Below are 18253 nucleotides of genomic sequence, written 5' to 3'. Positions count from 1 at the left end.
CATGCGACAAATCTTTCTGCTCATCATATTGTTCTTCGTCGGCCAGTGGCTCGTGAAGGCGCTGCGCCGTCATGACGCGCACTCGGCACAACGCACCGGCGCCGACGGCGCGCGAGGCGCATCGGGCGCCGCCGGCAATGGCAACGGTGCCGCGCGTCCCGCACAACCGCCTCAACTCGCCGAGCCGATGATCCGTTGCGTCGAGTGCGGCGTGCATGCGCCTAAGAGCGACTCGGTGGTCGTCGCCGGGCAGCCGTTCTGCAGCGCCGCTCACGCGCGGCGGCACGGCGCACGACCCACGGGCCGCGACGCCCGATGAGCATCGCGTTCGCCGTCGACGCAGACGGTTGGGTTGCACAAGCGCGCAGGCTGCCATCGCCGAATTTCGAAGCACGGCCGCAAGGCGCGGTGCCGACTCTGATCGTGGTCCACAACATCAGCCTGCCGCCTAACCAGTTTGGCGGCACGGCGATCGCCGAACTGTTTCTCAATACGCTCGATTGTGACGCGCATCCTTATTACGACGCGCATCTGCGCGGCGTGCGGGTGTCCGCGCACTTCGTGATTCATCGCGACGGCGCGCTCGAGCAGTTCGTGTCGTGCAATGAGCGCGCATGGCACGCAGGCCCATCGAACTTCTTCGGCCGTGAGCGTTGCAACGATTTCTCGATCGGCATCGAACTGGAAGGCAGTGACACGACTCCTTTTGAGGCGGCGCAATACTGCACGCTCGGCTCGCTCGTCAGTGCGCTGACGGCTCGTTATCCGATCGAAGCGCTTGCCGGGCACTCCGACATTGCGCCTGGTCGCAAGACTGATCCAGGACCACATTTCGAGTGGGCGCGTCTGCAACGCGATACGTTGCTGGCGGATCGGTATTTCCCCTATCTCAAGTTTTCCAAAACGCCGTAACGGCACTTTGCGCGACGTCGCGCGTGAGCCGCAGAGCGAGGCTCTGCCTGCTTCTGCGGGTGGAGCGCTTCGCGCCGCGCGGTGCAAAAGTCAAGACTTCAAAAGCAAATAAAACCGTTTGACCTGTCTCGAATCTCCACTATACTTGGTGCCACAAATTCAGTTACGCACTAGATATTGTGTGTCCTGTGTATAACTGTGTGAATAACCGAGTGCATAACTACGTGCACAAGTCGCGGCGCCCCGCTCTTTGAGCACGGCGCCGCAAGCATTCCAGGCAGCGAAAAATAATCCTGCAGCGCAGCCGGACCTGACCAGCCGGCGGCAACCAAAAGCATCAGGAAAGGGGCTGAGAGTGATCGCGACGCATACGACGAAGACCGTTTTCAATTCGAATCAGGCTTCATCGCAGTCGCATCCCGCCAGCCGCCCAGGCCGGTCTTTTTCCTGCACCTCCTCGCTTGCGCACGCGGCGGCGCAGCGTTCGTTTTAATCCGCGGCACTCGCCGCAACATTTCCAGGACCAGGAGCTTTGCACATGCAAACCACCGACAACGTGACGACCCGGTATGAGGGATCACCGACTGGCCAGGCGTTCGGCCAGGCACAAGGCACTCAAGCGCTCGCGCCGCAAGCGACGTACGCCGACTACAAGGTGATCCGTCGTAATGGCAGCGTGGTGTCGTTCGAACCGTCGAAGATCGCCATCGCGGTGACGAAGGCATTTCTCGCCGTCAACGGTGGTCAAGGCGCGGCGTCGGCGCGTGTGCGTGAACTGGTCGAGCAACTGACGCAGAACGTGGTGCGCGCGCTGCTGCGCAGCCGTCCGAACGGCGGCACGTTCCATATCGAAGACATTCAGGATCAGGTCGAACTCGCGCTGATGCGCGGCGGCGAGCACAACGTCGCACGTGCGTACGTGCTGTATCGCGAGAAGCGCACGCAGGCGCGCGCTCATGACGATCACGCGGCCGCCGGCACGCCCGGCCTCACGGTCACGGACAACGGCGTCACGCGTCCGCTCGACCTCGCTGCACTGCGCGGCATTATCGAGTCCGCTTGCGCGAACCTGGGTGACGCGGTGAGCGCGGAGCCGATCGTCGCGGAAACGGTGAAGAATCTGTACGACGGCGTGCCGATGAGCCAGGTCTACGACTCGGCGATTCTGGCTGCACGTACGATGATCGAAAAAGATCCGGCCTACAGCCAGGTCACCGCTCGCATCCTGCTGCACACCATCCGCCGCGAGATTCTCGAAGAAGAAGTCACGCAAGCCGAAATGGGCGAGCGTTACGCCGAGTACTTTCCGCAGTTCATCAAGCGCGGCGTGCAAGCCGAGCTGCTCGACGACAAGCTGCTGCAGTTCGACCTGAAGCGCCTGGGTGCCGCGCTCGACAACAACCGCGATCTGCAATTCGGCTATCTCGGTCTGCAGACGCTCTATGACCGTTACTTCCTGCACCACGACGGCGTGCGTATCGAAATGCCTCAGGCATTCTTTATGCGTGTCGCAATGGGCCTGTCGCTGAACGAGATCGACCGCGAAGCGCGCGCGATCGAGTTTTACAACGTGCTGTCGAGCTTCGACTTCATGTCGTCCACGCCGACGCTGTTCAACTCGGGCACGCGCCGCTCGCAACTGTCGTCGTGCTACCTGACCACGGTCGACGACGACCTGGACGGCATCTACGAAGCACTGAAGGAAAACGCGCTGCTCTCGAAGTTTGCCGGCGGTCTCGGCAACGACTGGACGCGTGTGCGTGCGCTCGGCTCGCACATCAAGGGCACCAATGGCAAGTCGCAAGGCGTGGTGCCGTTCCTGAAGGTCGTCAACGACACGGCTGTCGCTGTGAACCAGGGCGGCAAGCGCAAGGGCGCAGTGTGCGCGTACCTGGAAACGTGGCACCTGGACATTGAAGAGTTCCTCGAGCTGCGCAAGAACACCGGCGACGACCGTCGTCGCACGCACGACATGAACACGGCGAACTGGATTCCCGACCTGTTCATGAAGCGCGTGATGGAAGGCGGCGACTGGACGCTGTTCTCGCCGTCCACCTGCCCGGACCTGCACGACAAGTTCGGCGCCGAGTTCGAAGCGGCTTACACGGCTTACGAAGACAAGGTCGCGCGCGGCGAGATCAAGTTGTTCAAGAAGGTGCCCGCGGCGCAACTGTGGCGCAAGATGCTCGGCATGCTGTTCGAAACCGGCCACCCGTGGATCACGTTCAAGGATCCGTGCAATGTGCGCTCGCCGCAACAGCACGTCGGCGTCGTCCACTCGTCGAACCTTTGCACGGAAATCACGCTGAACACGAGCGACTCGGAAATCGCGGTCTGCAACCTGGGCTCGGTGAACCTCGTCGCGCATCTGAAGGAGCAGGCCGACGGCACGCTCGCGCTCGACCACGACAAGCTCAAGCGCACGGTCAGCGTTGCAATGCGCATGCTCGACAACGTGATCGACATCAACTACTACGCAGTTGCCAAGGCGCGCAACTCGAACCTGAAGCACCGTCCGGTCGGCATGGGCATCATGGGCTTCCAGGACTGCCTGCATCTGCTGCGCACGCCGTACGCGTCGGAAGAAGCAGTCAAGTTCGCCGACACGTCGATGGAAGCGGTCTGCTACTACGCTTACTACGCGTCGACCGAACTGGCGCAAGAACGCGGCCGCTACTCCAGCTACCGCGGCTCGCTGTGGGATCGCGGCATCCTCCCGCAAGACTCGGTCAAGCTGCTGGCCGACGCGCGTGGCGGCTATGTCGAAGTCGATTCCAGCGAGTCGATGGACTGGACGGAACTGCGCGAGCGCATCGCCACTTACGGCATGCGCAACTCGAACTGCATCGCGATCGCGCCGACGGCGACGATCTCGAACATCATCGGCGTGTCGGCTTGTATCGAACCGACGTTCCAGAACCTGTATGTGAAGTCGAACCTGTCGGGTGAGTTCACGGTGGTCAACGACTACCTGGTGCGTGACCTGAAGGCGCGCGGCCTGTGGGACGAAGTGATGGTCGCCGACCTGAAGTACTTCGACGGCACGCTCTCGCGCATCGACCGTATCCCGGCCGACCTTCGCGCGATCTACGCGACCGCGTTTGAAGTCGATCCGAAGTGGCTCGTCGAAGCGGCGTCGCGCCGTCAGAAGTGGATCGACCAGGCGCAGTCGCTGAACATCTACATGGGCGGCGCATCCGGTAAGAAGCTCGACGAGATCTACAAGCTTGCATGGGTGCGCGGTCTGAAGACCACGTACTACCTCCGCACGATGGCGGCAACGCACGTCGAGAAGTCGACGGTCGCTCACGGCGCGCTCAACGCAGTGAGTTCGGGCGGCGGTGAAGGCACGGGTGGTGTCGGCGGTGGCGCGGCAGGCGGTTTCGGCGCGAGCGGCGGTGCCGGTGGTGCACTCGGCAATGGCGGCGGCCTTCAGGCAGCAACGGCAGCAACAGCGGCAGCGTCGGCAGTCGCAGTGGAAGCGGCGCCCGAAGCAGACGGTCCCGTCTGCATGATGCGTCCGGGCGACCCTGGCTTCGACGAATGCGAGGCTTGCCAGTAAGCGTCAAGCAGTAAGCGTCGAGCAGCAAGCGGGTTCGTTGCTTGCTGACGGGTTCCAGGTAAAGACCCGCATGCAGCGATCAACGAACCTGATAGAGATGAAGCAGATATAAACCGACGAGCGGCGCGGCAAGCAAGATAGACGAAGTCAGCGAGGCCGCACCGCTCATCGACGCAACGAAGCGAAGCACCACGCAACGAAGCCTAGGCAACGAAGCCAGGCAACGAAGCAACGAGTCGGCACTTCACGAAGCGCGCGAGACAACATCCGAGCGCGCGACCCAACGCTTCGACCGATAGGGCGAACAACGCAGTCGGCCACACGCATCGCCACGCATTGCATTGAACTTCATCTCGCTAGCGCTGACGAACCGGCAACTCGCAGAGAAGTGCAAGACACAGCAAACGCACTCCGCAATACAGATAGATAGAGCAGCGAAACGACGCTTCAACGCGTTGCTCTTCGAACTCGCGAAGCACCTCGACGACACACGTTCAACTCGCTTCATACGAGGCAACGCACACAGTCTGTTGAACAAAGTGTTGTATGAACGTAGCAACGCGAATCGAAAACAGGATTTTTCGCGAGTGGACTCTTTTATCGCTCGTGAAAAGATGGTACAAACCGTTCTAAATTGATGGTGACATTTATGCTCAACTGGGATGACGAGATCACTGCCGTAACTCCCTCGAGCGCTACGCAACCGAACGTGTTGCGCAACGCTGCGGGACCGGCTGTCGGTTCGCAAGTCGGAACGCGTTCCGCTCCTCATGCTCCCTCGGCTCAAGACATCTTCGCGAACGACATCGCTGTCGCTCCCGCTGCTACCGTTGCTCATGCTGCTGGAACTGCTGCAGTTTCAGAAGCGCGAGTGAATGTCGCCGACAAGCGCATCATCAACGGCCAGACTGACGTGAATCAGTTGGTGCCGTTCAAGTACAAGTGGGCTTGGGAAAAGTATCTGGCTGGTTGCGCCAACCACTGGATGCCGCAAGAAGTGAACATGTCGCGCGACATCGCCCTCTGGAAAGACCCGAACGGGCTGACCGAAGACGAGCGCCGCATCGTCAAGCGCAACCTGGGCTTCTTCGTCACGGCCGACTCCCTTGCCGCCAACAACATCGTGCTGGGCACCTACCGCCACATCACGGCTCCCGAATGCCGCCAGTTCCTGCTGCGCCAGGCGTTCGAAGAAGCGATCCACACACACGCCTATCAGTACATCGTCGAATCGCTCGGCCTCGACGAGGGCGAAATCTTCAACGCGTATCACGAGGTCCCCTCGATCCGCGCGAAAGACGAATTCCTCATTCCGTACATCAACGTGCTGACGGATCCGGGTTTCCAGACCGGCACGCTCGAGACTGACCAGACGCTGCTGCGCTCCCTGATCGTGTTCGCCTGCGTGATGGAAGGCTTGTTCTTCTACGTCGGCTTCACGCAAATCCTGGCGCTCGGCCGTCAGAACAAGATGACGGGCGCCGCGGAACAGTACCAGTACATCCTGCGCGACGAGTCGATGCACTGCAACTTCGGCATCGACCTCATCAACCAGATCAAACTTGAGAACCCGCAACTCTGGACGGCTGAGTTCCGCGCGGAAATCCGCGAGATCTTCCAGCAAGCGGTCGAACTTGAATATCGTTACGCAGAAGACACGATGCCGCGCGGGGTGCTCGGCCTCAATGCGTCGATGTTCAAGAGTTATCTGCGCTTCATCTGCAACCGCCGTTGCCAGCAGATCGGTCTCGATCCGCTGTACCCGAACGAGGAAAACCCGTTCCCGTGGATGAGCGAGATGATCGACCTGAAGAAGGAGCGCAACTTCTTCGAGACGCGTGTGATCGAATATCAGACTGGCGGCGCGCTGACCTGGGAGTGATCCGGGTTCGTGTCGTAGATGCATTCATCGATGGGGATGCCGTGGGCCTCGGCCGCGGCAATTATGTTTAGGAGCTGAACCGCCTGATGCAAAGCGTGCCCGGTGCGCCGCGTGCCTTCGCGGCCCACAAACATGACAGGCACTTTGCGAACCCTTCAGTGGGATGGGCAAACTTCCCCCCGGAAAAAGTCGCCGGCGTTATCGCCGGTGGCTCGATCAAGCAATTACCGGTGTTGAAACCCAACACCGATGACATTTGGCGCGCGGTGCCTTCGGGCACGGCGCGCCTTACCGCATTCATTAGCGTAAGCGCGCGGCACCTGCGTACGCCGATGAATAGCCCGCTTCGTAGCGCGCGCCCTGAGAAGCGTCCGCGGGAAGCGGGTTTTGACGAAGGGTGTAGTTTGAACTGACTCTCATCTGAAAACCTGAAGGAGAAAATGATGGCAACTGCAAAGAAAGCCGCCGCTAAGAAGCCTGCAGCAAAGAAGGTCGCAGCAAAGAAGGCAGCTCCGGCGAAGAAGGCAGCACCGGCAAAGAAAGTAGCAGCGAAGAAGGCAGCGCCGGCCAAGAAGGTCGCGGCAAAGAAAGCAGCACCGGCTAAGAAGGTAGCAGCGAAGAAAGCTGCACCGGCTAAGAAGGTTGCAGCCAAGAAAGCCGCACCGGCAAAGAAGGTAGCAGCGAAGAAGGCAGCGCCGGCTAAGAAGGCCGCAGCGAAGAAGGCAGCACCGGCGAAGAAGGCCGCAGCGAAGAAGGCTGCACCGGCTAAGAAGGCCGCAGCCAAGAAGGCCGCGCCTGCGAAGAAGGCTGCTGCGAAGAAAGCCGCGCCTGCTAAGAAGGCTGCCGCCAAGAAGGCTGCGCCTGCGAAAAAGGCTGCTGCTAAAAAGGCTGCGCCTGCCAAGAAGGCTGCTCCTGCGAAGAAGGCCGCTGCTCCTGCGAAGAAGGCTGCCCCTGCGAAGAAGGCTGTCGCCAAGAAGGCTGCGCCTGCACCCGCTGCGACTTCTGTTTCGAGCGCACCGGCGGCGACGGTGAAGACCGCGCTGAACCCGGCAGCGGCATGGCCGTTCCCGACGGGCAGCCGTCCGTAACTCGGGCAGTTAGCAGGTCAGTAAGAAGTAGGAGTGCATGGACGCATCGCACGATGCGTCCAATGATCGAGTGGCGCTCAACGTAGCTTCGCGAGTGCTACTCCGTCAGGGTCCCGTTGCCGGTTTCCGGCGACGGGATTTTTTTCGTCGGTGCATAACGGGGAGCGTCGGCACGCCCGGATGCAATCACTGCGCGCAGGCGAAAAAAAACGCATGCACAGGGGAGGGCATGCGTGTGAGGTCGACGCGGCCGCGTTATGCCTGGCCGTTCGAGAGGGGAACCTTAGTGCGTGACGCGCGTCACGCCGCCGCTGGAAAGAAGCCGAACGCGCTCGCCGGCACGGAAGATCTCGCCGGTTGAGCTTTGCGTGATTGCGCGGATGTCGCCGTTATCGAGTCGCACGGTAACTTCCAGACCGTCGTGCACGGCCACCCGGTTCTCGACCGAGTTGCCGGCCACCGCACCCGCCAGACCGCCAATAATTCCGGTGATGATCGAGCCCGTGCCGCCGCCGATAGTGCTGCCCGCCACTGCACCGAGAGCGCCGCCGCCGATTGCGCCGATGCCGCTCGGCTGACCGTTGTTCGAGCTGATCTTGACTGCGCGCACACTGTCGACCGTGCCCATGCGGACCGTTTCTTCGCGCTGTGCCTGCGACGCCGTGTAAACGTCGGCAGAGCTGCTGTTGTATGCGCACCCCGACATGGCCAGCGAACCGGCGATCAAGGTGGCCACTATCAGGCGACTCCTTATTCTCATTCCCTAACTCCAATAGCTCCGGTATTACGGCAGGTCGTACCCGAACGCCTGCTTGAACCGTTCGTTGATCTGCGCCCGGGTAGGCGCATAATTTTGCGGACCCTGATGCTCGATCTTCAGCGCGCCCATCAGGCTCGCGAGACGGCCGGTGGTCGCCCAGCCGAGCTTGTTCTCGATGCCGTACAGCAAGCCGCCGCGAAACGCGTCGCCGCATCCTGTTGGGTCCAGCACCTGCTGTGCCTTGACGGCCGGAATCTCTTCGACGCCGCCCGCGTGATGAATCTGCGCACCGTGTTCGCCGAGCGTGACGATGAGCGCTTCGACCTTGCCGGCGATCTCTTCGATCGACCAGCCTGTCTTGTTGCTCACAAGTTTGGCTTCGTAATCGTTGACAGCTACGTAAGTCGCAAGTTCAATCATGCGCTGCAGTGCAGCACCGTCGAAGAGGGGCAATCCTTGACCTGGATCGAAGATGAACGGCACGCCCGCCGCGGCCAGGTGCTCCGAATGCTGAACCATGCCGTCGTAGCCGTCGGGCGCGACGATGCCGAGCGTGATGCCTTTCGCTTCGTCCGCGCGGTTCAGGTGCGACTGCATCATCGCGCCCGGATGGAACGCGGTGATCTGATTGTTTTCGAGGTCGGTGGTGATCATGGCCTGCGCCGAATAGGTGCCCGGCACGACCAGCACGTTTTCCGTCGATAGCCCGAGTTGCGCGAACCGGTCCATGTACAACTGGGCGTCGACCGCGCCAAGCGTGCCCATGATGCGCGCGTCGCCGCCCAGCAGGTTCAGCGAATACGCGATGTTGCCTGCGCAGCCGCCGAACTCGCGGCGCATCGTCGGCACGAGAAAGCTCACGTTCAGGATGTGGACCTGCTCCGGCAGGATGTGCTCCCGGAAGCGGCCTTCGAAGGTCATGATGTTGTCGTAGGCGAGCGAGCCGCAAATCAGCGTAGCCAAGGCGAGCGTCCTGTAAAAAATGAAGAATAGGTAGTGAGGACGTGACAGCGCCGCGCGTGAAGCGCGGCGCCGGAGTCTTCGGGTGCTGAGGTTTTACTTCAGCGCGGCAAGTGCTGCGTCGTAGTTCGGTTCGTTCTTGATTTCGTCGACCAGTTCCGCATGAACCACCTTGTCGTTCTCGTCGATCACGACAACCGCGCGCGCCGTGAGACCCGTGAGCGGACCGCTCGTCACGTCGACGCCGTACGCCTGCGCGAATTCGTGGCCGCGGAAGGTCGACGCCGTCACGACGTTTTCAATGCCTTCCGTCGTGCAAAAGCGCGAGGCGGCGAACGGCAGGTCGCCCGACACGACGATCACAGCCGTGTTGCTCAGCTTCGCAGCGGCTTCGTTGAACTTGCGGGTCGACGTCGCGCAGGTCGGCGTGTCGAGGCTCGGGACAATGTTCAACACTTTGCGCTTGCCGGCGAAATCGGCGAGCGACAGCGGCTTGAGATCCTTGCCGACCAGCGAGAAAGCAGGAGCGCTCTGACCCACCGACGGGAAAGTGCCGGCTACATCGATCGGGTTACCACCCAGCGTGACTTGACTCATGTTGTTGTGCTCCGAAAGTTCGTCTGTGATGACGGTGAACGCGCCCGCTCGACGCGAGGCGCGCAGGGATGCGTTACGGATAGAAGATCTGTACGCGGAAATTGGAAGCGACAGCGTTGCCGGTATCGAGGTGCACGATCATGGTTTGCGTCATGTGCGGCGGCAGGCCGGCTGCGATCGGCGTACCCGGAGCAACGTAGTCTTGCGGGAACAGCACGCGGCGCAACGCCACGTTGTTCTGATCGTCGAGAAGCGTGAGTTCGATCGCCGGATAGGCCAGCGCGACGTTGAAGCGGTTGCGCAGCGGCATCCGCAATTCGAGCTTGTGCGGCCCGTCGATTTGCCGCAAATCGGACGGCTCTACCTGCAAGCCGTCGATGTCGTGCGGCGCGGTGAGCTGGCAGCCGAGCGTCGCGCACGCCTTCGCGTACAGCGCCTGGGTACCCGGCAGATAGACGAGTACCGTTTCACGCTGCCACCACGCGAGTTGCGCAAGCAACGCGACGACGAGCAGGACCGCCGCCACCGATCCGCCGACGATCCATGCGAGGCGCCGTGGTTCTGCGGCACGCGTCTCCCGCGTGACCGGAAACGGATCCATGTCGTCGCCGAGCGGCGGCTGTACCGAGAACGGCTCACCGCTCGGCGTCGCAGCCGCGCGGGTCGGCCCACGCAGATCGGGATCGGCGGGATTGGCGGAATAGGGATGCGGATGCGTTGCGCCGAGGCCGGCCGCGCCTACGCCGGTCGTTCCGAAATGCGGTTCGTTGTCGGAGAATCCATGGAACGCAGCCGACTCGTTGAGCACCGGTTCGTCGATCGGAAAATCGGAAGGGCGTTCGGCCTTGTGCCACACGCGCGGCGGTTCTTCGGCGGGCGGCTCTGCTTCATAGGCGAAGGGTTCGAGCGGCGCGTCCGCGAGCAGCGGTTCGTGGTCGGCCGGCGTCGCCGTGCTGGATGCGCCGGGTGGCAACGTGGGCTCCGTCGCGGCATGGCCAGGCGCGGCAGCGGTGCCTGCGCCGGTGTAGCCGGGCTGGGCCGCGACGTTCTGTGCGTTATGACGGAAGCGTTCCTCGAAGAGCGGCGTGGGGCGCGGCGCCCAGGGATCCCAGGCGGCGGGGCTGAAGTCTGCGCCGCTCGGGCGCACGCCGGAGAGCGCTTCGATTGCCGCGGCGGCGGAGACCTGTCTGGCGGTGGAGAAGTCGCCGCCCTCGCTTATGTCGAAGAGGCTGCCGGATGCGTCGAACACTTCATGGCATTGCCCGCAACGCACGAGGCCGCGGCGCAGCGCCAACTGCGTCGGTTGCAGGCGGAAGACGGTTTCACAGAAGGGACAGCGCGTCGCCAGAAGCATATTGAGCCGGTTAGCCGAGGGGCCGTTGGTTGGACAATACGCCTTATTCTAATGGCTTTCGCGGCGTGTTCCCGTCAGACATACCCACCCTTCGTGTTCGCGCCATACGCCGATGTCGATCCACCGCGCGTACACCTGCGCGACTTCATCGGCCTGACGCGCCAGAATGCCCGACAGTGCGATGCGGCCGCCCGGCTTGACCTTCGACGAGAGCATCGAGGCCATCAGCTTGAGCGGATTGGACAGAATATTGGCAACGACGATGTCGAACTCGCCGGCGGGGCATTCGTTGGGCAGACCGTAGGTGACTTCGGCGCGGTTGCGCTCGCTGTTATGACGCGCCGACTCGACCGCTTGCGGATCGATGTCGATGCCGTACACCGGATCGGCGCCGCATTTTTTCGCGAGAATCGCGAGAATGCCCGAGCCGCAACCGTAGTCGAGCACGGATTGTCCAGGCTTCACCGATTGCTCCAGCCACTCCATGCACAGACGCGTGGTGGGATGGCTGCCGGTGCCGAACGCTAGGCCCGGATCGAGTTCGAGCACCAGCGCGTTGGGATCCGGCGCGTCGTGCCACGAAGGCACGACCCAGATGCGCTCGCCGATCGGAATCGGATCGAACTGCGATTGCGTGAGACGCACCCAATCCTGTTCTTCGACGTCACGCACAGTGAACGACGGCGCCGCCGGAAGGCCGACCTCGTTCGCAGCGGCGGCGAGCAGCACCGCCGGTTCATGTTCCGCCGCGAGCAGCGCGATCACGCGCGAACGCTGCCAGGCGGTACGGTCGGGCGTGAGACCGGGCTCGCCGAAAAGCGGTTGCTCGTCGGGCGTATCGGCATCCGCATCTTCCACCGATACGGACAACGCGCCCAACTCGAGCAGCGCGTCGGAAAATTCCTCCGCATGCTCGCGAGCCAATTCGGCGACCAGTTCCCGGTAACTCATGACTTACGCTTCTTCCGGCGCGGCCTGCAGCTTCGCGGCCAACCGGTTTTCGAGGTAGTGAATGCTCGTGCCGCCTTCGACGAACTTCGCGTCCAGCATCAGCTCGCGATGCAACGGAATGTTCGTCTGGATTCCTTCGACGACCATTTCCGACAGCGCGATACGCATCCGCTTGATTGCCTGCTCGCGTGTGGCGCCGTAAGCGATCAGCTTGCCGATCATCGAATCATAGTTCGGCGGCACGAAATAGCCATTGTAGGCATGCGAGTCGACGCGAATGCCGGGGCCGCCCGGCATGTGCCACGACGTGAGACGTCCCGGCGACGGAATGAACTTGAACGGATCTTCAGCGTTGATCCGGCATTCGATCGCATGGCCCTTGAACACGATGTCGCGCTGACGGAACGCGAGCTTTTCGCCGGCCGCAATGCGGATCTGTTCCTGGACGATGTCGACGCCCGTGATCAGTTCGGTCACCGGGTGCTCGACCTGCACACGCGTGTTCATTTCAATGAAGTAGAACTCGCCGTTTTCGTACAGGAATTCGAACGTACCGGCGCCAAGATAGCCCATCTTCTTGCACGCATCCGCGCAACGGTCGCCAATGCGGTCGATCAGACGGCGCGCAATGCCGGGTGCCGGCGCTTCTTCGATCACTTTCTGGTGACGGCGCTGCATCGAGCAATCGCGTTCGCCGAGCCAGACCGCGTTCTTGAACGAATCGGACAGCACCTGAATTTCGATGTGCCGCGGGTTCTCCAGGAATTTTTCCATGTAGACCTGCGGGTTGCCGAACGCACGGCCGGCTTCTTCGCGCGTCATGTTGACCGCGTTGACGAGCGCTGCTTCGGTGTGAACGACGCGCATGCCGCGGCCACCGCCGCCGCCGGCGGCCTTGATGATGACCGGATAGCCGACTTGCCGCGCAATTTTCACGATCTCTTTCGGATCTTCCGGCAATGCGCCTTCAGAACCCGGCACGCACGGCACGCCGGTCTTGATCATGGTCTGCTTGGCAGTCACCTTGTCGCCCATCATCCGGATGGTTTCCGGACGCGGACCGATGAAGGTGAAGCCGGATTGCTCGACACGTTCGGCAAAGTCGGCGTTCTCCGACAGAAAGCCGTAACCGGGGTGAATCGCCTCCGCGTCCGTGACTTCCGCCGCGCTGATCAGCGCCGGCATATTCAGGTAGCTCAGATTGGAAGGTGCCGGGCCGATACAGACGGCTTCGTCGGCGAGCTTGACGTACTTGGCTTCCTTGTCGGCTTCGGAATAGACGACGACCGTCTTGACGCCCAGTTCGCGGCAGGCGCGCTGGATGCGAAGCGCGATCTCGCCACGATTGGCAATAAGGATTTTTTCAAACATAGCGGGTTTTCGACTCATCAATGGGCGCCGGGTTGCTCAGAACACCGGCTGCCTCAGAGGATCGGGCGCGCGCCGAATGCAACGGCGCGCGGGGCGGCATGCGCACAGCGGGGGCGCAATGGGCGCCGCGTTAGCCGACCACGAACAGCGGTTGGCCGTATTCGACCGCCTGACCGTTTTCGACGAGAATTTCCTTTACGACGCCGGACTTGTCCGACTCGATTTCGTTGAGCAACTTCATTGCTTCGATGATGCAGATCGTCTGGCCTTCCTTGACCGTGTCACCGACCTGAACGAACGGATCGGCGCCCGGCGACGGGGCACGGTAGAACGTTCCGACCATCGGCGAGGTCACGACATGACCTTGCGGCGCGGCGGCTGCCGGCGTGGCCGGAGCACCTGCTGCCGTGACGGCGGGCGCTTCGCCGCCTGCCATCGGGGCCGGCTGTGAGTATTGCGGCGCGTACGAAGCGGACGGCTGCACATAAACCGGCGGCGCGTTCTTGACGATGCGAACCTTGCCCTCGCCCTCGGTCACTTCGAGTTCCGAGATGCCGGACTCCGACACGAGATCGATCAGAGTTTTCAGTTTGCGTAGATCCATCAGGAAGCCCCTTTTTTCAATGCGTGGAGTGCCGGCGCGTGTGCGGCCGGCGCAAATTAGACGTGTTTGTATTTCAGCCCCGCGACGAACCGGCGGCCAGCCGGTCGAGCGCGAATTCGAGTGCGTACAGATAACCCTTCCAGCCGAGGCCGCAGATCACGCCCTCAGCCTGGTCGGAAAAATACGAGTGATGCCGGAACGGTTCACGACGATGCACGTTCGACAGATGAATCTCGACGAACGGAATGCCGACGCCTGCCAGAGCGTCCCGGATGGCGACACTCGTGTGCGTGTACGCAGCCGGATTGATCAGGATGAAATCGGTTTTTTCTGTCCGGGCGGATTGGATGCGATCAACCAGAGCGCCTTCATGGTTGCTCTGGAACGACGCGAGTTCTACGCCGGCGTCGGCGGCGCGGTCGGATAGTGCCTGATCGATCTGCGGCAACGTCACGCGGCCATAAACCTCGGGTTCCCGCGTACCGAGAAGGTTGAGGTTGGGGCCGTGCAGTACCAGCAGTCGCGTCATGGTCGCTTCTTTTTCCGTGGAATTGGGCGCACTTTAGCGCTGATTAGAGAAACTTGTCTAGTTTCCTGCACGGACGAAGCGTTCGGGAGCCGATCGGAGTAGGGCGCCGGTCGCCTAATTTCTCGCAATTCCACCGGATTTGCTCCGATTTTTGAGCCTTTCTCCGCAAAACTGCCGTCAAAAGATTGAGAAATTTACAGCGCGTCGAGGGTCTGTTTTAAGGCGACAGGATCGATCTGGCCTAATTTTGTCGAGCGGATGTTGCCCTTTGCGTCAATCACCACGGTGAACGGCAGGCCACCCGCCGTATTGCCGAACGATCGCGCGAGGTCGGCACCGCCGAACCCCGTCACATAGACCGGGTAGGCCACCTTCACTTTTTGCAGGAAAGCCTGCACGTTTTTCTCGGAATCGACGCCAAGTCCGACGAACTGGATGCCTTTCTTCGCGTAATCGCGCTGAAGTTGCGAGAGCGCGGGCATTTCCTCGACACACGGCCCGCACCACGAAGCCCAGAAATTGACGACGATCGGGCGACCTTTCAGCACGGAAAGTGAGCCGGGCTTGCCGTCGGCGGTAGTGACCGGGGCCGCCCAAAGCTGGGCAACAGCGCCTTCCTTCGACGCCGAACCGGCGGCATGAGCGGTCGCGGTCAAACCGTCGTCGCCATTCAGCCAGTAATTGGCGAGGACGCCGCTTCCTGCCGCGACGCCGGCGACGAGCGCCGCCATCAGAATCCGTCTGGTGTTCATGGTGTGTCTAGTTGGGTGAAGGTGCTACGCCGCTCGCGGCGAGCAGCGACTGGACAGTCTGAAGATTCGCCCGCGCCGTGCGCCCACGAGCGTCGGCTTTGACTGCGCCGCGCAGGTCGTCCGCCTCATAAAGCGCGACATGAACGCCTACGGGGTCCGAGTCGCGCCCTTCGCTCGCCGGCCGCCACAGAAAGCTCAGCGTCTCGACGTAGCCGCGGCCCGCAAAGTGGCGCGTTTCCGAGACGTCGTATTGAATGTTCGCGTTGAGGAAGTAGATGGCTACTTCTTTCGGGTTGTCGCAGAACGCCTGAAGATGAATGTCCGAATGCTCGCCGGCCGTGCCGCCGAGCACTGCGCCCGTCAAATAAGGGTTAAAAGGTGCGAGCCGCTCCATCCATTCGACAGCGATGCCGCGCAGGCGCCGCAGCAGCGCCGGCTGGCTGTCGCCCTGAAAGAGCGACTGATATTCGCGGATTTCTTCCTCGATCTGATCGTTATCAGGCAGCCATTCGCCGGCAATCCGGCTTTCTCCAATGACTTGTCGAGCCGCTTTGCGCTTGGCCGTTGCATAGTCGAGACCGTCTTCGGCGATCAGGCGCGCAGCCGCAATGGCGATTTCCTCGCGCACGCGCTGCGGATCAAAATGTGATTTGCGAACCATCCGTCAATCATACTAGAGATTGATGACAGCCCTTTCCGGCGGCGCTGGCCGGCTGCCGGGCGTAGCCTAAGCGGGCGAGTCCGCTTAGGGGTTCGGGAGGCGTCGGTTACAATGACGTCCTTCGCGGACGGCTCTTTTGGCCGCTCGCCGCTCTCCCATCCCTCTCAGGAAAACGCCGGGCCGCCCCACAAGTTTTCTTGCCCCTTCGGGGGCCTGGCACGAACCGCCAGGTAAGGGCCTTTCAGGAAAAAACGCCCGCGCGGCACGACAGGCTTATGCATATCCACATCCTCGGTATCTGCGGCACGTTCATGGGCGGTCTCGCGGTCCTCGCGCGCGGCGCGGGCCACACGGTGACGGGCTGCGACGCCGGCGTCTATCCGCCAATGAGCACGCAGCTCGAGGCGCAAGGCATCCGTCTGATCGAGGGCTACGACGCGGACCAGTTGAACGGTTTGAACGTCGACCTGTTCGTGATCGGCAACGTGGTATCGCGCGGTAACCCGCTAATGGAAGCGATTCTCGACCGTGGCCTGCCGTATGTGTCCGGCCCGCAGTGGCTCGGCGAACACGTGCTGAACGGCAAATGGGTGCTCGCAGTGGCCGGTACGCACGGCAAGACGACCACCAGTTCCATGCTCACATGGCTGCTCGAAGATGCGGGTCTCAATCCCGGTTTTCTGATTGGCGGTGTGCCGCTGAATTTCGGCGTCTCCGCGCGGCTCACCGATTCCAGCTTCTTCGTGATCGAAGCCGACGAGTACGACACGGCCTTTTTCGACAAGCGGTCCAAGTTCGTGCACTACCGGCCCAAGACCGCGGTTCTGAACAACCTCGAATTCGATCACGCCGACATCTTCCCGGATCTGGCGGCTATCGAGACGCAGTTTCATCACCTCATCCGCACGGTGCCTCGCATCGGCCGTGTCGTGACGAACGGCCGGGAAGATCCGCTCGAACGCGTGCTGACGCGCGGCTGCTGGAGCGAAGTGGAGCGTTTCGGCGTGCAGGGCGGCTGGGAAACGCTGCCCGCGGAAGACGGTGTGCCCGTCGACGAACGTTTTGCGGTGTATCACAACGCCGAGCGCGTCGGCGTGGTCGAGTGGCAGGTTCAGGGTGAGCACAACCGTATGAACGCACTCGCGGCGATTGCCGCCGCGCGCCATGTCGGCGTGCCGCCGGCGCAGGCCGCAAAGTCGCTGTCGAGCTTTCGCAACGTGAAGCGGCGCATGGAAGTGCGCGGCAGCGTAGACGGCGTAACGGTGTACGACGACTTCGCTCATCACCCAACCGCGATCGACACCACGGTGGCTGGCCTGCGGGCGCGTGTGGGCCGCGACAATACGCGGATTCTCGCCGTGCTGGAGCCGCGCTCGAACACAATGAAGCTCGGCGTGATGAAGGCGCAACTTCCGGCAAGTCTCGCAGACGCCGATCTCGTGTTCGGCTACGGCGCACCGAGCGGCCGCGACGCGCTGGGCTGGAATTTGGGCGAAGCGCTGGCGCCGCTCGGCGGCAAGGCGCAAGCCTTCGACAATCTCGACGCGCTCGTCAAAGCCGTGGTCCTCGCAGCGCGCCCCGGCGATCAGATTCTGGTGATGAGCAACGGCGGCTTTGGCGGCGTGCATCAGAAACTGCTCGACGCCCTGTCCGCGAGAGGCGCTTCGTGATTCTTTATCTGCACGGTTTTCGTTCTTCGCCAAACTCGTTCAAGGCGCGCGTGCTCGCGGCGCGGCTCGTGGAACTCGGCCGCAGCGACGAATGGTGCTGCCCGATGTTGCCCGTCTCGCCGTTTGAGACGGTCGCGCTCGCGGAGGCGCTCGTGGCCGCCGCCGGTACAAAGCGCGTGACGGTGATCGGCAGTTCGCTCGGCGGCTACTTCGCCACGTATCTGGCGGAAAAGCACGGCTGGCCGGCCGTGCTGCTGAATCCGGCGGTCGTGCCGCAGCGCGACCTGAGCGCCTATCTCGGCGAACAGCCGTTGTGGCACGGAGGCGGCAGCATCGTCGTCGAACCGCATCATCTTGACGAACTGCGCGCGCTCAGTGTGACGTCCATCACGCGCCCCGAACGTTATTATTTGCTGGCTGCGACCGGCGACGAAGTCCTCGACTACCGTGAAATGCTCGCGCACTATCGCGGCGCGCGCACTACGCTGATCGAAGGGAGCGACCACGCGATCAGCGAGTTCGCCGACTATGTCGACGACGTACTGGCGTTTTGCGACGTAGAAGACGTCGAGCCGCCGGCGCCACGCGAGGCTGCTTGAC

At 62.2% G+C, this 18253-nt stretch carries 18 protein-coding genes; 8 read left to right on the top strand and 10 right to left on the bottom strand.

What is annotated here, in order from left to right; genetic code table 11:
- The first annotated feature begins 1 nt into the window (after nt 1).
- The 6 genes from SB753_RS31365 to SB753_RS31340 all read left to right on the top strand — a co-directional run bounded on the left by SB753_RS31365 (nt 2) and on the right by SB753_RS31340 (nt 7444).
- On the top strand, nt 2–319 hold the full coding sequence (locus SB753_RS31365; RefSeq protein ID WP_310353004.1) for a PP0621 family protein: 318 nt from the start codon (nt 2–4) through the stop codon (nt 317–319).
- Nucleotides 316–912, top strand: a complete 597-nt coding sequence (gene ampD / locus SB753_RS31360) for a 1,6-anhydro-N-acetylmuramyl-L-alanine amidase AmpD (RefSeq protein ID WP_410803714.1) — start codon at nt 316–318, stop codon at nt 910–912. The genes SB753_RS31365 and ampD overlap by 4 nt, the downstream gene beginning before the upstream one ends.
- Before the next feature lie 538 nt (nt 913–1450).
- Complete coding sequence (locus SB753_RS31355; protein ID WP_020071254.1) at nt 1451–4474, top strand: ribonucleoside-diphosphate reductase subunit alpha; 3024 nt, start codon at nt 1451–1453, stop codon at nt 4472–4474.
- 649 nt (nt 4475–5123) lie between these two features.
- A complete protein-coding gene (locus tag SB753_RS31350) occupies nt 5124–6356 on the top strand; it encodes a ribonucleotide-diphosphate reductase subunit beta (RefSeq protein WP_204522458.1) in 1233 nt (410 codons plus the stop codon).
- A gap of 86 nt (nt 6357–6442) precedes the next feature.
- Entirely contained in the window at nt 6443–6769 is a 327-nt protein-coding gene (locus SB753_RS31345; protein WP_020071258.1) for a hypothetical protein, read from the top strand.
- Nucleotides 6770–6799: 30 nt separating this feature from the next.
- A complete protein-coding gene (locus SB753_RS31340) occupies nt 6800–7444 on the top strand; it encodes a histone H1-like DNA-binding protein (protein ID WP_020071259.1) in 645 nt (214 codons plus the stop codon).
- 283 nt (nt 7445–7727) lie between these two features.
- Here the strand turns inward: SB753_RS31340 and SB753_RS31335 are convergent, their stop codons facing one another.
- The 10 genes from SB753_RS31335 to SB753_RS31290 all read right to left on the bottom strand — a co-directional run bounded on the left by SB753_RS31335 (nt 7728) and on the right by SB753_RS31290 (nt 15983).
- Nucleotides 7728–8204, bottom strand: a complete 477-nt coding sequence (locus SB753_RS31335) for a glycine zipper 2TM domain-containing protein (protein WP_410803712.1) — start codon at nt 8202–8204, stop codon at nt 7728–7730.
- Between the two features lie 24 nt (nt 8205–8228).
- A complete protein-coding gene (locus tag SB753_RS31330; RefSeq protein WP_410803710.1) occupies nt 8229–9167 on the bottom strand; it encodes a carbohydrate kinase family protein in 939 nt (312 codons plus the stop codon).
- Nucleotides 9168–9260: 93 nt separating this feature from the next.
- Nucleotides 9261–9761: a thiol peroxidase gene (gene tpx, locus SB753_RS31325; protein WP_020071262.1), complete on the bottom strand. Its 501-nt coding sequence runs from the start codon at nt 9759–9761 to the stop codon at nt 9261–9263.
- Between the two features lie 73 nt (nt 9762–9834).
- Complete coding sequence (locus SB753_RS31320) at nt 9835–11115, bottom strand: DUF3426 domain-containing protein (protein WP_410803708.1); 1281 nt, start codon at nt 11113–11115, stop codon at nt 9835–9837.
- Nucleotides 11116–11163: 48 nt separating this feature from the next.
- On the bottom strand, nt 11164–12066 hold the full coding sequence (gene prmA, locus SB753_RS31315) for a 50S ribosomal protein L11 methyltransferase (protein WP_020071264.1): 903 nt from the start codon (nt 12064–12066) through the stop codon (nt 11164–11166).
- A 3-nt stretch (nt 12067–12069) separates the two neighbouring features.
- Nucleotides 12070–13437: an acetyl-CoA carboxylase biotin carboxylase subunit gene (gene accC, locus SB753_RS31310; RefSeq protein WP_020071265.1), complete on the bottom strand. Its 1368-nt coding sequence runs from the start codon at nt 13435–13437 to the stop codon at nt 12070–12072.
- Nucleotides 13438–13567: 130 nt separating this feature from the next.
- Nucleotides 13568–14041: an acetyl-CoA carboxylase biotin carboxyl carrier protein gene (gene accB, locus SB753_RS31305; RefSeq protein WP_020071266.1), complete on the bottom strand. Its 474-nt coding sequence runs from the start codon at nt 14039–14041 to the stop codon at nt 13568–13570.
- A gap of 73 nt (nt 14042–14114) precedes the next feature.
- On the bottom strand, nt 14115–14570 hold the full coding sequence (gene aroQ / locus SB753_RS31300; RefSeq protein WP_087752228.1) for a type II 3-dehydroquinate dehydratase: 456 nt from the start codon (nt 14568–14570) through the stop codon (nt 14115–14117).
- Nucleotides 14571–14764: 194 nt separating this feature from the next.
- Nucleotides 14765–15322: a TlpA family protein disulfide reductase gene (locus SB753_RS31295; RefSeq protein WP_027779663.1), complete on the bottom strand. Its 558-nt coding sequence runs from the start codon at nt 15320–15322 to the stop codon at nt 14765–14767.
- A gap of 7 nt (nt 15323–15329) precedes the next feature.
- Nucleotides 15330–15983, bottom strand: coding sequence for a UDP-N-acetylmuramate--alanine ligase (locus tag SB753_RS31290; protein ID WP_410803705.1), 654 nt, complete (start codon nt 15981–15983; stop codon nt 15330–15332).
- Nucleotides 15984–16180: 197 nt separating this feature from the next.
- On the opposite strand from SB753_RS31290, the gene mpl reads away from it, so the two are divergent.
- Both mpl and SB753_RS31280 read left to right on the top strand, forming a co-directional pair.
- Entirely contained in the window at nt 16181–17653 is a 1473-nt protein-coding gene (gene mpl / locus SB753_RS31285) for a UDP-N-acetylmuramate:L-alanyl-gamma-D-glutamyl-meso-diaminopimelate ligase (RefSeq protein ID WP_410803704.1), read from the top strand.
- A complete protein-coding gene (locus SB753_RS31280) occupies nt 17650–18252 on the top strand; it encodes a YqiA/YcfP family alpha/beta fold hydrolase (RefSeq protein ID WP_087752231.1) in 603 nt (200 codons plus the stop codon). The genes mpl and SB753_RS31280 overlap by 4 nt, the downstream gene beginning before the upstream one ends.
- The last annotated feature ends 1 nt before the right edge of the window (nt 18253 follow it).

This window comes from Paraburkholderia sp. SIMBA_053 (genome assembly GCF_046534895.1).
Lineage (GTDB): Bacteria > Pseudomonadota > Gammaproteobacteria > Burkholderiales > Burkholderiaceae > Paraburkholderia > Paraburkholderia caledonica.
This window is presented reverse-complemented; position numbering and strand designations above follow the sequence as displayed.